The organism is Streptomyces sp. NPDC038280 (assembly GCF_055600045.1).
Map to the genome: position 1 here is coordinate 56215 of NZ_JBVJYZ010000001.1, position 15061 is coordinate 71275.

At 72.0% G+C, this 15061-nt stretch carries 14 protein-coding genes; 7 read left to right on the forward strand and 7 right to left on the reverse strand.

The window, feature by feature from the left end:
* Positions 1 to 207 precede the first annotated feature (207 nt).
* The gene (locus tag ACZ7J0_RS00275; protein ID WP_470882726.1) at positions 208 to 675 is read right to left on the reverse strand and encodes an ATP-binding protein; all 468 of its coding nucleotides are present in this window, start codon (positions 673 to 675) and stop codon (positions 208 to 210) included.
* Positions 676 to 941: 266 nt separating this feature from the next.
* Here ACZ7J0_RS00275 and ACZ7J0_RS00280 point away from each other — a divergent pair, with 266 nt between their 5' ends.
* A complete protein-coding gene (locus tag ACZ7J0_RS00280; RefSeq protein WP_470882727.1) occupies positions 942 to 1952 on the forward strand; it encodes an alpha/beta hydrolase fold domain-containing protein in 1011 nt (336 codons plus the stop codon).
* Positions 1953 to 2287: 335 nt separating this feature from the next.
* On the forward strand, positions 2288 to 2992 hold the full coding sequence (locus ACZ7J0_RS00285) for a phosphatase PAP2 family protein (protein WP_470882728.1): 705 nt from the start codon (positions 2288 to 2290) through the stop codon (positions 2990 to 2992).
* Here the strand turns inward: ACZ7J0_RS00285 and ACZ7J0_RS00290 are convergent.
* The 3 genes from ACZ7J0_RS00290 to ACZ7J0_RS00300 form a co-directional block, all read right to left on the reverse strand.
* The gene (locus ACZ7J0_RS00290; RefSeq protein ID WP_470882729.1) at positions 2980 to 3987 is read right to left on the reverse strand and encodes a LacI family DNA-binding transcriptional regulator; all 1008 of its coding nucleotides are present in this window, start codon (positions 3985 to 3987) and stop codon (positions 2980 to 2982) included. The two genes, ACZ7J0_RS00285 and ACZ7J0_RS00290, sit on opposite strands and share 13 nt — an antisense overlap.
* Before the next feature lie 319 nt (positions 3988 to 4306).
* Positions 4307 to 5863, reverse strand: a complete 1557-nt coding sequence (locus ACZ7J0_RS00295; RefSeq protein ID WP_470882730.1) for a carboxylesterase/lipase family protein — start codon at positions 5861 to 5863, stop codon at positions 4307 to 4309.
* A gap of 123 nt (positions 5864 to 5986) precedes the next feature.
* On the reverse strand, positions 5987 to 6706 hold the full coding sequence (locus ACZ7J0_RS00300; RefSeq protein ID WP_470882731.1) for a phosphatase PAP2 family protein: 720 nt from the start codon (positions 6704 to 6706) through the stop codon (positions 5987 to 5989).
* Between the two features lie 469 nt (positions 6707 to 7175).
* Between ACZ7J0_RS00300 and ACZ7J0_RS00305 the strand changes: the two genes are divergently transcribed.
* From ACZ7J0_RS00305 to ACZ7J0_RS00315, 3 genes are all read left to right on the forward strand, one after another.
* Positions 7176 to 8507: an MFS transporter gene (locus tag ACZ7J0_RS00305; RefSeq protein ID WP_470882732.1), complete on the forward strand. Its 1332-nt coding sequence runs from the start codon at positions 7176 to 7178 to the stop codon at positions 8505 to 8507.
* A 63-nt stretch (positions 8508 to 8570) separates the two neighbouring features.
* Positions 8571 to 9491: a 5'/3'-nucleotidase SurE gene (gene surE, locus ACZ7J0_RS00310; RefSeq protein WP_470882733.1), complete on the forward strand. Its 921-nt coding sequence runs from the start codon at positions 8571 to 8573 to the stop codon at positions 9489 to 9491.
* 148 nt (positions 9492 to 9639) lie between these two features.
* Positions 9640 to 11250: a carboxylesterase/lipase family protein gene (locus tag ACZ7J0_RS00315; protein ID WP_470882734.1), complete on the forward strand. Its 1611-nt coding sequence runs from the start codon at positions 9640 to 9642 to the stop codon at positions 11248 to 11250.
* Between the two features lie 108 nt (positions 11251 to 11358).
* On the opposite strand, the gene ACZ7J0_RS00320 is transcribed toward ACZ7J0_RS00315, so the two are convergent.
* Positions 11359 to 11751, reverse strand: coding sequence for an STAS domain-containing protein (locus tag ACZ7J0_RS00320; protein ID WP_470882735.1), 393 nt, complete (start codon positions 11749 to 11751; stop codon positions 11359 to 11361).
* Between the two features lie 5 nt (positions 11752 to 11756).
* The gene (locus ACZ7J0_RS00325; RefSeq protein ID WP_470882736.1) at positions 11757 to 13247 is read right to left on the reverse strand and encodes a PP2C family protein-serine/threonine phosphatase; all 1491 of its coding nucleotides are present in this window, start codon (positions 13245 to 13247) and stop codon (positions 11757 to 11759) included.
* A gap of 197 nt (positions 13248 to 13444) precedes the next feature.
* On the opposite strand from ACZ7J0_RS00325, the gene ACZ7J0_RS00330 reads away from it, so the two are divergent.
* Together ACZ7J0_RS00330 and ACZ7J0_RS00335 are read left to right on the forward strand one after the other, a co-directional pair.
* Positions 13445 to 13786 carry a plasmid stabilization protein gene (locus tag ACZ7J0_RS00330; RefSeq protein ID WP_470882737.1) on the forward strand — a complete coding sequence of 114 codons (342 nt, stop codon included), beginning with the start codon at positions 13445 to 13447 and terminating at the stop codon, positions 13784 to 13786.
* Positions 13787 to 13885: 99 nt separating this feature from the next.
* Positions 13886 to 14131 carry a hypothetical protein gene (locus ACZ7J0_RS00335; protein ID WP_470882738.1) on the forward strand — a complete coding sequence of 82 codons (246 nt, stop codon included), beginning with the start codon at positions 13886 to 13888 and terminating at the stop codon, positions 14129 to 14131.
* Between the two features lie 173 nt (positions 14132 to 14304).
* Here ACZ7J0_RS00335 and ACZ7J0_RS00340 read toward each other — a convergent pair whose 3' ends face one another.
* Positions 14305 to 15051: a ZIP family metal transporter gene (locus tag ACZ7J0_RS00340; protein WP_470882739.1), complete on the reverse strand. Its 747-nt coding sequence runs from the start codon at positions 15049 to 15051 to the stop codon at positions 14305 to 14307.
* Between the last annotated feature and the right edge of the window lie 10 nt (positions 15052 to 15061).

The window sequence follows — 15061 nt, forward strand, 5'->3', positions numbered from 1 at the left end:
TTGCGCTTAATTGACGGGCGTCAAGATTTCTCGATGAAAATCTCTGTCGGCGGTACGTTGCCCGGAGACCGACCCATGGGGACCGTGAGGCGGGAGCAGGCTCGGCAGAGACGGATGTCGCCCAGGGGGAGTGAGCGGCGCGGAGGCGGGTTCACGAGGCGCGGGCGGGGGCGGGTTCACGAGGCGCGAGCAAGCTCGGGCGGAGCGTCAGGCTGCGGGAATGCGGACCCGGACGACCTTGCCGACGCCGTCACGGAACGCCGCGACCTCGCCCTGGACCTCGGCCACCAGAAGGCCGACGATCATGAGACCCCGGCCGCCTTCCGCCTCCATGTCGATCAGCGGCTCGCACCGCGGGAGGCTCGGCAGAAACGGATCACCATCGGCGACATCGAGCCGGAGCCACCCGCCGCCGAGCGTGAGCGTGGCGCGCAGCCGGTCGGTCACGGCTCCCGCGTGCCGCACGGCGTTGGAGACGAGTTCGCTCACGGCGAGGAGCAGGAGCTCCGACCGGTCGGGAGCGATGCGCCACGTTTCGAGGGCTGCACGGGCGGCCGCGCGCACCTTGGGAACCGTGGCGAGGGTCGGCTTCACCGCCCACTGGACCGAGCAACAGCCACGAGGCGGAGCGGGCGCGATCACGGGGGGACGCGAGGAGGAAACGGCGGTGAGCATGACGGGCTCCCGGCAGGAAGGGCGGCGACGCCGACACCACTCGTGTAACCGACTACAGATCAGCTGAGCTGTGAGCCTTGCGGTGACGTGTAGGGTGTCGCAAGATTTCGGTGTTACACGTGTAACAGCCTAAGCAGGCCTCTCGTCGAGCGCAAGGCATTTCGGACATAAGTTGCGACGGCCGGCACGCTCGCCGACATCCCGGCCTCAGGCCACCCACCCACGCCGATCAGCGATCAGACATCAGAGATCAGAAAGAGGCGGACATGACGCAATCACCACCCAAGGGCGCGGCCGACCAGGCGGCGGGGCCGGCCACCCGGCTCGACGCGGCCGGCCCGGAGACCGGGCTCGACGCGGCCGGGCTCGACGCCGGGTGGCCGCCGCCGCCGTTCCGCGCCCCCGTCCCGCCCGTGGTCGGCGAGGACGGCGTGCGCCGCTTCGACGCGCTGACCTACGCCAACACGCCCGGATACCGGCCGCGTCTTCTCGATGTGCACGTACCGGCGTCGACCGCCCCCGTACCGGCCGTCGTATGGATCCACGGCGGCGGATGGCTGGAGGGCGACCGGCGCTATCCCCCGCCGACCGTCCCGGTGGAGCTGCTTCACGGCACGGTCCTGCGCGCCGGTCTTGCCCTGGTGTGCATCGACTACCGCCACAGCCTGGAGGCGCCGTTCCCGGCGCAGCTGCACGACGTGAAGGCCGCCCTTCGGTACGTGCGGCGGTTCGCCGACGCCCTCGGCATCGACAAGGACCGGATCGGCGTCTGGGGCGAGTCGGCCGGCGGCCATCTCGCGGCCCTCGCGGGGCTCGTCCACGACGGCTCCGGCGGTACGGCGCTGGAAGGCGCCGAAGGAGTACGCGACGAGGACTCCGCCGTCCGGGCGGTCGTCGACTGGTACGGGGTCTCCGACCTCGGCCCGCTGCTCACGCAGACCCTGCCGCCCTCTCCGACGGGCGTCGAATACCCCGATCCGTTCACCGCCCTCCTCGGCGGCACGGACGAGCAGCTGCCCGAGCTGGCTCGCGTCGCCAGCCCCGTCACGTACGTGGGTCCCGCGACGCCCCCGCCGTTCCTCCTGATCCACGGAACGGCGGACGGCCTTGTGCCGTACAGCCAGAGCGAGACCCTGACCGAGGCACTCGAACGCGTCGGTGGCGAGGTCACCCTGCGCCCCGTGGACGGCGCGGACCACATCTTCCTCGGCGCCCCGGACGTGACGCCGATCGTCACCGAAAGCGTCGCCTTCCTGGCCCGCCACCTGGGCGTCTAGGCCCGGGCCCGGGGGCCCGGGGGGGGCGGCGCCGGGCCGGTTCGCGGCACCGGGTCCGGGGTGCCCGTGGGGGGCGGCGCCGGGCCGGGTTCGGTCCCGAGCCCGGCGCCGGACCCCGGCTCCAGCCCCCCGGCCGGGTCTCGGGACCCGGCTTCGCCGCGAGCCCGCGCCTCGGGCACCGGGCGCCGGCCCCGCGCCCGCCCCAGCCCGCTCACGCCCCGCCCCCGGCCCCCGCCCCGGCGTCCGGCGCCATGCCCGTCCCGCCCGTCCGTTCCTCCCCTCCCTGACATCCCACCCGCACCCACACCGCCTGCGCGAGAGGTAGCTGTTGCCCCATGACCGGCATTCCCGCCGCTGATCTCGACCTCCCGGCGGCGGCCCCGCGCCGCCGCTTCTCCCCCGTTCCCCCGCCGTCCGGCGTCCTCGCGCTCGGTACGGTCTTCCTCCTGGTCACCGCATCGGCGGCCGCCGTCGTGCTCGCCCGGCCCGAGCGACCCGTCGTCCAGGGTCCTGACGACGCGTGGCTCCGGTGGATGGGGGGACCGCACGACGGCCTCTACGGCGCCTTGGCCGCCGTGCTCGACTGGTTCGGCGGACCCCTCGGTGTGATCGTCCCCGTGGGACTGCTGGTCCACCTCGCCGTACGGAAGCGCTGGCCGTCGCTGCTCTACCTGCTCACCGCGTACCTCGTGGGCAACATGCTCGTCGTCCAGGGCCTCAAGTACCTGGTGGACCGGCCGCGCCCCGACAACCCTCTGGTCAGGGTGGACCACGGCTCGTTCCCCTCCGGCCACGCGGCCGGGACCGCCCTCCTCGTCGTGGTCGTCGGCGCGCTGCTGGTCCCGGCGGCCCGCAGACGGACGTGGTGGTGGGCCGGTGCGGTGTTCACCGCGGCGATGATGTGGAGCCGCACATGGCTCCACGCGCACTGGCTCAGCGACACGCTCGCCGGCGCGACCGTCGGCGCCGGTGCCGCGCTCGTCCTGTGGTGGGCCTTCGCCCCCCTACTGGCCCGGGAGCCCGGACCTCACGAGGACTGACGCTGGACCAGAACCGCCCCCATGCGCGGCACATCGGGGGGTGTGCCGTGCTCGACCAGCTCGTGCAGGGCGTCCGCGATGAACGCGGGGGTGGGCAGATCCAGTCGTACGGTCGTGAGCGGCGGCCGCTGCAGGGCCGAGAGCACGAGGTCGTCGGATCCGACGACCGCCACGTCCTCCGGTACGGACATGCCCCCGTTCTGAAGGGCGTGCAGCAGCAGCGCCGCGTACTCGTCGTTGTACGCGAACACCGCGTCAAGGCCCAGCTCCCGGGTCCGCCGGGCGACCTCGTCGGCCGATTCCTGGGTGTACGCCATGTCCAGCGGGGCGACGGTCGCGGTGCTCCGCGCCGCGACGCCCTGGGCCCCCGCGAGACGGGGACGCGCGAAGGTGTCCAGACCACGCTCCCTCGGCATGATCACGCCGAGGGTGTGCCGCCCGCGCGAGACGAGGTGTTCGGCGGCCAGGGCGCCGATGAGCGTCTGGTCGAAGGGCATGGTGTGGACGCCCTCCACCGGCTTGGAGCCGAAGGCGAGCACGCCCCGCACACCTGCCCGGCGCAGGACCTCGGCGGCCTGGGGCGTCAGGCTGTCACCGTCCAGGGCGACGACCGCGGCGGGGCGCAGTTCCGCCCAGGCGCGGGCCGCGCTGACCGCGTCGGGGAAGCGTCCGGCGTGCAAGACCGTGGTGTAGCCGCGCTGTTCGAGCTCGCCGTGCAGTCCGTCGACCCAGGCACTGACCAGACTGCCGACCGCCGAGACGGACGCCGGCATCAGCACGAGGTTGCTCCGGCCGGCGCGCAGGGAACGGGCGGCGGCGTGCGGGACGTAACCCAACTGGTCCGCCGCGGCGAGGACGCGCGCGCGTGTGGTGTCGCTGACCCGGTGCGCCTGGGTGTTGTTCAGGACGAAGGAGACGGTGGCTCGTGACACGCCCGCCAGGCGCGCCACATCCGCGCTGGTGACGGCTGCGGGCGTGGTCGGCTCCTTGGCCATGGCGTCCTTCCCGGGTCGGTACCGGTCGTCCGACCGGCCCTTCCCAGGTTACACGCGTCAGAAGGCGCGGCCCCGGGCACCAGGCTGCCCGGGGCCGATGGACGTCCGCTGCCGCGCGACAGCCCATCCCGTGAACTACACGTGTAACGCAGCCCTCCCACCGCCTGCGTCGAGGCCGGACAACGGGGCGGCCTCCGGCGCGTGCATTCCGCCCGTCCCGGACGCCACCGGCGGGTGGGCGGCGCTGGCGGGTGGGCGGCGCCGGCGGGACGGGGTCGGGCCCGCCCGGCGCCGGCACAGGTCCCGACACGACGCCGGCCTACTTCCCAGCCGCGGCCCCGGCATGCAGCCGTCGCGCGCACCCGGCGAGATCGTCCACGGGCCCGGTGACCGAGTCGAAGCGCATGGTGGTCCGGGTGTCCGCGCCGTACCGCTCCCACCTGGGCATGCCGGAGTGGTTGGGGTCCCCGGTCCGGACGAAGGAGATCCACGCCTGGTGCATCGCCCTCGCCAGCCCGTCCCGCGCGGCCGGGCCGAGCCCCTGGACGAGAGGGGCGTGCGTCCACTGGTCGAAGTTGTCGAAGACAAAGGGGAGCTCCAGGCAGTGGGCCGCGCCCAGCCTGCCCTCGTACGCGGCGGCCGGGAAGTCGAACTGGTACGCCCAGACGGGCCGGCCCAGCGCGGCCCTGGCCTCGGCCAGTTCCACGGCGGGCACCCGGAACAGCTCGTCCGTGATCAGATCCATGAGGACGTCCGCGGGCCGGGCTCCGGGGCGGGCGCGTTCGTACGCCGCGTACACGTCTCCGGCGTCGCCTCCGAAGGTGTCGGCGATCCTGTCGGTCACCTGCTGCTTCGTCGCAGCCATGGACCCCTCGTCCAGCGCGAAGCCGAAGGTGGCCTCCTCGCGCGTCCAGCCGATCAGGACGTCGATCTCGGCCCCGGCGCCCTGGAGGAGCGCCTCCGCGGGGTGACGGAACAGGGTGACATCGTCCCGCACGGGCAGGAAGGGGGTGGGCCAGTACCCCCATCGCATGATCCGGGCGAACAGCCCTCCCGCTGCCTCGATCAGCCGGGACCAGGGCAGCGCGCGCAGCTCGTCGACGCTCCGCACACCCGCGATCTCCAGGTACGCGTCCACCCTTTGCCGGTACTCGTCACGGGTCGGGATGTGCAGGCCGAGCGGTGGACTCTGGAGGATGGCACGCCGGAACAGGCCCTGGGCGTCGGGATGACCTGCCAGAGCAGCCGTAGACATGGCGCCTCCCGACTGACCGGCGACCGTGATGGCGTCCGGGTCGCCCCCGAAGTGCGCGATGTTGTCCCGTACCCAGCGCAGCGCGGCCAGTTGGTCGGTCAGCCAGAGGTTGGCGGTCTCTTCCCCGGCACTTCCCGCAGCGTCGGACTTCTCATCGAAGGACAGGTAACCGAGCGGCCCCGTGCGGTAGTTGAGGGTGACGACCACCATGTCGCCGTCCCGGGCGAACGTTTCGCCCGAGTAGATCGGCAGTGAGCCGGAGCCCGAGACGAAGCCGCCGCCGTGGATCCAGACCAGCACGGGCCGCCCCGCCCCGTCGGCAGCCGGCGTCCACACGTTGAGCGTCAGGCAGTCGTCGTCGAAGGGTGGGGATCCATGGCCGCCCAGGACGGGGTCGCCGCCCTCCAGGAACATCTGGGGGGAGCTGGGGCCGTACGCGGTCGCGTCCCGGGTGCCGCTCCAGTCGACGGGGGGCTGTGCGGGCCGCCATCGCAGCTCGCCCACCGGCGGCGCGGCGTAGGGCACGCCCTTGAACACGGCGACTCCGCCTTCGACGGCACCGCTCAGCCTGCCGGCCCGCAGCTCTACGACGGGTGGCGTCCGAACTTCCGCGTCAGCCATGAATGCCCTCCTGGGTCAACGGTCGGCGCTTGGGCGCACCGGCGCATGACGAGTAAGAATATTGCGTTGTTTTTTTGACCGTCAATAAAAAGCGAGACCTGGCCCGGCGGGGCGGCTGTCGGCTCATTCCCACAGGCGGTCGGCCGCCGCACGCACCGCCTCGTCCTCCAGCAAGCGGGAGAACGCCCACCAGAGCACCAGCACGACACCCGCACCGGCGGCGGCGCCGGCCACGGTGTCGCTCAGCCACTGCGCGTGGAGCCAGGTGCGGCTCCACGCCATCGCGACCTGCAGCGCGAGGGCGAACAACCACCACCAACGGCGCGCGACGGGGGGAAAGAGCACCACGCCGGCCGCGAGGACCAGGGTCGTCACCATGAAGACCTGGCCCGACGGGAAGGATCCGTCGTTCACCAGCACCCACGGCCGAGGGGGGCGCGGGCGGTCGACGAACTGCTTCACGGGGAGGACGACGACGATGTTCGTGACGACCGTCGCGGTGAACACGAACAGCGCCGATCTCCATCGCCCGTAGATGCCGAGGCACCCGGTCAGGGCGAGGGGAAGGATCAGCCCCAGCGGTCCGCCGAGAGTGTCGAGAACGCGAGCGAACCCGGTCGCCGCACCCGAGGGCGATCCGCTCATCAAGATCATCCAGCGATCGTCGACACTCTGGAAGAACGGCCGCCCGCCGCCGGTGGCGGCCAGGCCGATGGCCAGGAAGGCGGTCAGCAGCGCCGATCCGGCGATCAGCGCTCCGCGCGGCGGGGCGGCCGGGACGGGGTGACGGGGAGGGCGACCGGTCGGTGATGGCCGGTCGGTGACGGAAGACGATCTGGGCATGGAGCCCTTTCCAGTGACGTCAGGGAGTCCGACGCGCCTTACTCCGGGGCTCACCACGCAAACGTCCGCCGCGCGGCCGTGCGGGACGGGGCGGGGAGTACGTCGGCGAGCGAACGACGGCGGCGCGTCGTGGCGCGAGCCGTGAGGCGGCGAGCGTGGCGCATGCACCACCCCCGGCACAAGTGGTGACCGGCTGGTAGCAACACGTGTAACAAACGGATCGTCTCCCGGTGTCACGATTGCCGCGAAATTAGGGGCTACCCCTACCCAAGGCTGGACCGCGAGTGCTACACAGTGCCTGTTGCCGCCGCATGACACGTGTAACTCTCACGTGTGGCTCCACGGTCAGGTACGGAACGTCCGCGGCCACCCCTCCCCCACGCGGCTCACCCGACGTTCCCCCTGCTCCCCTTCCCCTTCGCCCCTTTCCGGCCTCGCCCCGCCTCCCGCCCGTCCCCGAGGAGTCGCCATGACCACCGATGAACTGATCCAGCCCAGCGCACCCGACGACGCGACGGATCCCCCGCGCCGCCACGGCCTGATGCTTCTGCTCCTGATCGCCAACTCGGCGATGCTCGCCGTGTACATGGGCGTGGGCGCTGTTCTGCTGCCCACCCAGATCGCCGCGATCGACCCCGCCAACAAGGTCGCCATCCTCGGCATCGTGGGCGGTGTGAGCTCGGTCTTCGCCACCGCGTTCAACCCGATCGCCGGCGCCCTGTCGGACCGTACCGGCCGCCGCAACCCGTGGATCCTCGGCGGCGCGTTCGCTTCGCTCGCCGGACTGGCGTTCCTGGGGAGCGTGCGGACCGCGCTGCTCGTGGGCATCGGCTGGTGCCTCGTGCAGGCGACCATGAACGTGTACCAGGCCGCGGTCACCGCCGTCGTGCCCGACCGGATACCGATGGCCCACCGCGGCCGCGCGTCCGCCGTGGTCGGTCTGGGGCTGCCGATCGGCGGCACGGCCGGCGTGATGATCGCGTCGAAGACGGCGGCCCACTTGACGACCGGCTATCTCGTGTTCGGAGCCGTGGTGGCGGGAGCGGCCGTTCTGCTCAGTGTCTTCTGCCGCGACACACCCGGTAGTTCGCTGCCCGACGACCTGACCGATGGTGACGCGTCCGGTCGTAAGGCGGACCCTTCGTCCGAGGCCGGGTCCCCGACGACGCCCGCGGCCGCTTCCCCGCCTGCCCGGCGCGCGCGGCTCGCCGCCTTCGTGTCCGCCCTCGCGGACCACGACTTCCGGTGGGCGTTCATCGGACGGGCCCTCATGGTGCTCGGCTACTTCTCCGTCGTCGGCTACCAGCTGTACATCCTCGACGATCACATCGCGCTGCCCGCGGGTCTCGCCCCGACCGAGGCCATGGCGATCCTCACGCCGGTGTCGATGGCCGCCATGGCCCTGTCCACCGTCGCCGGTGGCGTGCTGTCCGATCGCTGGAACCGGCGCAAGATCTTCGTCGCCATGTCGGCCGCACTCGCCGGCCTCGTGATGGCGGTCCCCGTGATCAGCCCCACCTGGACCGGCATGCTCGTCTTCAGCGCCCTCAACGGTCTCGCGTTCGGCTGCTTCATGGCCGTCGACACCGCGGTGGTCACTCTCGTCCTGCCCCGGGCGGAGGACGCCGCACGCGACATGGGCGTACTGAACATCGCCAACGCCGGACCGCAGATCGTCGCGCCGTTCGTCGCCTCCGCCATCGTGACCGCGCTGGGTGGATACACCCCGCTGTTCCTCCTGGGCGGCGCCCTGTCGCTCCTGGGGGCGCTCGCGATCCTCCCGATCCGCGGCGTCCGCTGACCACCCCTCCCCGGCCGTCCGGCCGACCGGATCATCCCGCCTCCCCCTTCGAAGGAGCACTCCGTGAGACGCAAGTACGTCCTGCCGCTGGTCGGCACGCCCGTGGCCGCACTGCTGCTGTGCACGCCCGCCCTTGCCGGTACGAGCACCGCGGCGGCGGATCCGCAGGACGCGCCGGCGGGTCCGCTGCGGATCCTGCTGACCAATGACGACGGCTACAACGCCCCGGGCATCCGGCTGATGTACCAGCGGCTCACCGCCGCGGGTCATGACGTCACCATCGTCGCCCCGCTCACCAATCAGAGCGGTAGCGGGACGAAGATGATGAGCGCGACCAGCGTCAAGGTCAGCCACCCCGAGCCGCGCGTCTGGGCGGTCGACGGCACCCCCGGCGACTCGGTCTCCTTCGGCCTCTCCGAGGTCTTCGCCGACAAGGCGCCCGACCTCGTCGTCTCGGGTACCAACTTCGGCCCCAACGTGGCCGCGCTGGCCACCCACTCGGGCACGGTCGGCGGCGCCGTGGCAGCCCTGGAGCACGGCGTTCCCGCGATCGCCGTGAGCACCGGCGGACTCACGGCCCCTGTGCTCGAACCCGTACTCAACGCCATGCGGCCGACCAATGACTTCACCGTCAAGCTCATCGACCGTCTCCGGTCGCGGGCGATGAACGGGCGGCTGTTGCCGCCGGGCGTGGGACTGAACCTCAACCATCCCGTGGTCGGTGCGGACGGTACGGGGCTCGCCCGCGGCGCCGCCGTCACGACGCAGGACCCGCAGCCGGTGCTCGCGGCGGACTACACGGACGCGGGCGACGGCACCTGGAAGGTGAACGTCACCGTGGTCTCCGAACCCGCCGTGAAGGGCGGAGACGTGGAGGCGGTCAGCGCCGACAAGGTGTCGGTCACGCCCATCACCCCGAACTGGAACACCGGCCCCGCCGATTTCGCCAGGACGGCGACGCTCCTCGCCGGACTCCGACCCTGAGTCATGTCCCTTGCCGCGCCTGCTCGTTCGGGCCGGTCTTCCTCGCCTCTCCTCAGGGGCTCGGAGGCCCGGGCGGGCGGCGCGGCCCTCCCCCGGCTCGCTCACCCTCATCAACGCCTGTCATGACTATGACCATGCTGGAGGACACGTGAAGAGATCGCGCACGGCCCGGCTCCTGGGGGCTCCGCTCCTGATGCTGGTGCTCGCCGCACTGGTCGCTCAGTTGTCGGCGGCCCCGCCGGCCCCGGCGGCTCCCCGGTCTCCACGTCCGGTGGCCGCCACGGACCAGGGCCTGCTCGCCGGGCAGATCCACGACGACGCCGAGGAGTTCCTGGGCATCCCCTACGCGCAGCCGCCGGTGGGCGACCTCCGCTTCCGCCCGCCGAGGCAGCCCGCACGGTGGAGCGGAACGCGGGACGCGACCCGACTGGCGCCCGCCTGCACGCAGTTCTCCCCGTTCGGCCTCCGGGACCCGGGGAACGCGAGCGAGGACTGCCTCTACCTCGATGTCCACCGCCCGCGCGGTGTCCGGCCGGGTGCCCGCCTGCCCGTACTCTTCTGGATGCACGGCGGCGCCTACAGCCAGGGCACGGGAACCCAGTTCGGCGGCCGTACGATGGCCGATCTGACCGACAGCGTGGTCGTGTCCGTCAACTACCGGCTCGGACAGCTGGGTTACCTCGCGATACCGGAGCTGACCAGGGAGAACGCGCTCGTCTCAGGTTCGTACGGCCTGATGGACCAGATCGCCGCGCTGCGCTGGACGCACGACAACATCGCGTCCTTCGGCGGTGACCCGGCCGCGCTCACCATCTGGGGCCAGTCCGCCGGCGGCGGCTCGGTCTGCGCGATGCTCGCGTCGCCGCGGGCGGCCCACCTCTTCTCGCGCGCCATCGTGCAGAGCGGGCCCTGCACCCCTCTGCTCGGCGCCCCCGCCCCCGACCGGGCCGCCGCAGAGGGCCGCGCCTTCGCGGCCGCGGCCGGCTGCCCGGATCCCGTCACGAGCGCCGACTGCCTTCGCAAGGCGCCGGCCGCCGACCTGATCACCGCCGCCCGTACGCATCCGACGTTGGGACCCGCCTTCGGCGACCGCCTCCTGCCCGTGCAACCGTCCGAGGCCATCGCCTCCGGGGCGTGGAACAAGGTGCCGATCCTGATCGGCAGCACACGCGCGGAGAGCAGGCTCTTCGTCGCGTTCACCCAGCCGTACCTCACGGCGGAGCAGTACGCCGACCAGGTCACCGCGACGTACGGGCAGGCGGCCTCACAGGTGCTGGACCGCTACCCCGTCTCGGGCCACCCCTCTCCCTTCCACGCGCTGTCCGCCGTCCTCACGGACTCCACCTTCGCCTGCCACACCCTCCGCTCCGCGAAGTCCTTCGCCTCGCAAGTGCCGACCTATGCCTACGAGTTCGACGACCCGGACTCTCCGACGCTGTACGGGGCGCAGGTCCCGGGAGTGGACATGACCAACGCCCACAGCGCCGAACTCTCCTATGTCCACGACTTCACCATGGCCGACCGACCCCTCTCCGCCGACCAGGTCGCGCTCGCCACGGAGATGAAGCGGCGCTGGGGAGTGTTCGCCCGTACCGGAGACCCGAACATCCCCGGCGAGACCCGCTGGCCGGGCACCACTCCCCGGCAGCACACCATCCTCACTCTGAAGCCCCACGGAACCCGGACCTCGACCTCGTTCGCGGCCGACCACCAGTGCGCCTTCTGGTCCGGCCTGGACTCCTCCGGCGACCGAGGGTGAACCCCCCGCCCTCACCGCATCGGGCTCACGGAAGTCCTCAGCCCTCATCTCCTGCCTGAGGCGGCGCTGAGTGAGGGCGGTCGGGCGGCCCGGCGTCTCCCCCCGCGCTCAGCTCCGCCGCAGCGGGTCCTCGCCCGTCGGTGCATCCTGATGCGCTGCCAGCGCGGCGGCCGCCGTGGGGTGGACGGGCAGGAAGGTGTCGACGCCGGTCATGGTGAGGACCCGGGCGAGCCGTTCGGGGATGGCGGCCAGGGTCAGCGATCCACCCGCCTCCCTGGCCGCGTGCCAGATGCCGATGAGGGCGCTGAGGCCGGCGGAGTCGCAGAAGGTGACGCCCGCCATGTCGAGGATCAGGTGGGTGTGCGGGCGTCGTTGCTCGATGAGCTCCAGGCTCTTGTCGCGCAGGGTCGGCGCGGTGTGCAGATCCAGCTGCCCCCTGACGGTGGCAAGGGTGAACGGTTCGTCGGTGGGCTGGGCGGTGAGATGGAGTTGCTCGGTCACGTCGCTCATCGTTCCTGGACGGGGCACTCGGATGCGGCGGTGGTGTGGGTCGTGGCGGCGACGACGGGGTCGGCCGCGGAGTCGGAGGTCGGTACGGACAGGGCCAGCAGGGCCACGTCGTCGCTCGCGCCGTCGGGCATGGAGGACAGCAGTTCGGCCGTCTCGTCCACCAGGGAGGTGGCGCTCAGGGGCGCGGTTCGCTCGTGGAGGAAGCCGACCAGGCCTTCGTCTCCGAGCATGGCCCCTTGGGCGGTACGGGCCTCCGTCAGGCCGTCGGTGTAGAGCAGGAGTCCGTCGCCTGGCGCCAGGCGGAAGGTCGTACTCGTGAAGTGCGCGTCGGGGAAGGCGCCGACGAGCATGCCGCCCTTGGGCCGTACCGACTTCACCCACAGCTCGTCGGTGTCCTGCTCGGGGTGCAGGTGGTAGGCCGGTGGGTGGCCGCCGGTGGCCAGCGTCACGGTGAAGCCGCCCGCCTCGCTCGGGGTGAGCAGGCCGAAGACGGCGGTGCAGAACCGGCTTCCGGCCATGACGTCGTTGAGCAGGACGGTGTTGAGCGCGCTCAGTACCGTGACCGGTTCGGGGTCGATCTGGGCGGCGGCGCGCAGGGTGTGACGGGTCAGCGCGGTGACGGTCGCGGCCTCGGCGCCCTTGCCGCACACGTCGCCCAGGAAGAACGCCCACCGGCCCTGTTCGACGGGGAAGACGTCGTAGAAGTCACCGCCCACGTCGTGCACGGACGCGGTGCGGTAGTGGCAGGCCAGCTCCAGGCCCGGCACCACCGGCAGCGCGGGCGGCAGCAGGGTGCGCTGGAGGGTCGAGGCGAAGGACGCGATGGCGGCCTTGTCCTTCTCGGCCTGCTCCCGCGCCGCGCGCTCGAGCTCGGCCCGCTCGTGTTCGATGAGGGCGTGGCGGCGCTCCGCGTGCCGCCGCTCCTGCTCGTGGCGCAGCGCGCGCAGCGCGGACAGTCGCAGCTCCAGCTCGTCCATCACGATCGCCGCGAGGTCGGACAGCGTGGCCGTGTCCTCCGCGGTGATGGATCGCGGCCTGGTGTCGAGGATGTTGACCGTGCCCAGGCGGTGGCCGTCCCGGGTGGTGATCGGCGCGGCCGCGTAGAAGCGCACCCCCATCGGACCGGTGACCAGAGGGTTCCCGCACGCGACCTCGTCGAGGAGAGTGTCGGGGATCACCAGCGCGTCGTCCCTGAGGACGGCCGAGCCGCACAGGCCCGGATCCCGGCCGATCTCGGCCACACCCTCCAGACCGTGAGCGGCCTTGAACCAGATCCGGTCGCTGTCCACGATCGTGACCGTCGCCACGGGGACGTCGAAGAGACGAGCGGCCAGCGAGGCGACCCGGTCGAAGGCGCCGTCGGGCGGGGTGTCGAGTACGTCATAGCGGCGCACGGCCGCGATGCGGTCGGCCTCCGCAGCCGCGTCCCCCACCAACTGCGGACGGGGCCTGGACTTCTGGTCCGGTACCGAAGCCTGCTGGGTCACCAGTCGCCACCTCCGTCGCGCCCCGGGCCGACGAAGACGGCACGAGACCGGCTCAGCCTAAACGGAACGCGCCCGTCCCGACCAATGTGATCGTCATGACGCGCACGACCGGGTGGCCGGACGTTTTGCCACCCGCTCCGAGGTAACCCGAATGGTGACGATCTGCCGAAAAGACAGCGAATCGAAGGAGATCGATCATGCCTGCAGGGTCCAGCTCCAAGCGGGAGCGGCAGTACGAGCACATCAAGGAGAGCGCTGAGGAACGCGGCGCGTCGACCGGCCGCGCCAAGGAGATGGCGGCCCGGACGGTCAACAAGCAGCGCGCGCAATCGGGCGAGGCCAAGTCCTCCAACAGCGGTTCCAGCAAGGGAAGGTCCTCCTCGCAGGGCGGCGGCGAGAAGTCCCGGAGCTCCGGCGGCGGAAAGTCCTCGGGTTCCGGACCGACGCGGGACCAGCTGTACGAGGAGGCGAAGAAGAAGGGCGTCGAGGGCCGGTCGACGATGAACAAGGACGAGCTCGCCAAGGCACTCGGCCACTGAGGCATTCCGGCGGACGGGCCGGCGCCGCGTTCGGCGGCGCCGGCCCGTCCCTGCTCGGCAGGCTCGCTTGGCAGGCGTCGCTCCGGGTAGAGGCGCTCCATGATCAAGCATCGCCGGGTCCGCGTTCTCCTCGTCCTCGTCATCTCCTGGGCCGTCCTGACGGGCGTGGAGCGCTGGGGCGGAAACGGAGCGGCATGGACAACCGCCGTCAGGAGCGGGCTGATATGGGCCTGTGTGGTCGCCGGCGCGTGGTGGTTCGCGGAATGGACGCAGTTCCCCCGGCGACGCGCGAGGACGAACAGGGGCAGCGACAGCGCGGTCGAGAGGGAAGCGACGCGGCGCTGACCCACGCGGCGGCCGCGGCGGCCCTTCCCGCCAGTCGACGCGGGCCGTGGACCCCCGGACCGTGCGCTCGGGCCCGGTGGACTCGGGCGCCCGTGGACTCAATGTCCCGGGACTCCGTGTCCTGGGATTCCGTGTCCTGGGATTCCGTGTCCTGGGATTCCGTGTCCTGGGGTTCAGTGGGAGAGGACGAACGCGGTCAGGAAGCCCAGCACGGTGGTGAGACCGGTCAACAGATGTGCCTTCTCGAAGGCTTCGGGAATCATCGTGTCGGCGATCATCGCCAGGATCGCACCGGCGGCCACCGCCGTGATCGCGGCCATCACCGTCCCGGACGCGTCCCCGAGCAGGGTGTAGCCGGCCAGCGCCGCCAGACCGCTCACCACCGCGATCGCGGCCCACAGGCCGAAGACGTACAGGCGGCCGCGGCCCGCCCGCTGCATCCCGGCGGCGCTCGCGAGCCCCTCGGGGACATTGCTGATGAAGACCGCCGCGACGGTGGCGACGCCCACATGGCCACCGCCGAGCAGGCTCGTCCCGATGACGACCGACTCGGGGACGCCGTCCAGGAGCGCGCCGAGGGCGATGGCGTTGCCCGAGCCGGGCTGCTCCTCCTCGGAGGGCTGATGCGCCCCGGACCGCTTGCGGTGCCGGGCACCGCGCCGCGCGAGCCAGGCGTTGGCGAGCGAGTACGCGCCCGCCCCGGCCACCGCGCCCGCGACCGCCGGTACGGCTCCGCCCTGCTCGTACGCCTCGGCCATCAGGTCGAAGGACACGGCCGAGATCAGTACTCCGCTGCCGAACGCCATGACGAGTGCGATCCATCGCGGGGGCACCCGGAGGAAGGATCCGGTCGCGGCCCCCAGGAGGAGCGCCGCTCCCGCGAACAGTCCCCACGCTCCCGCCGTCAACGCACCCGTCATGTCCGCCCCT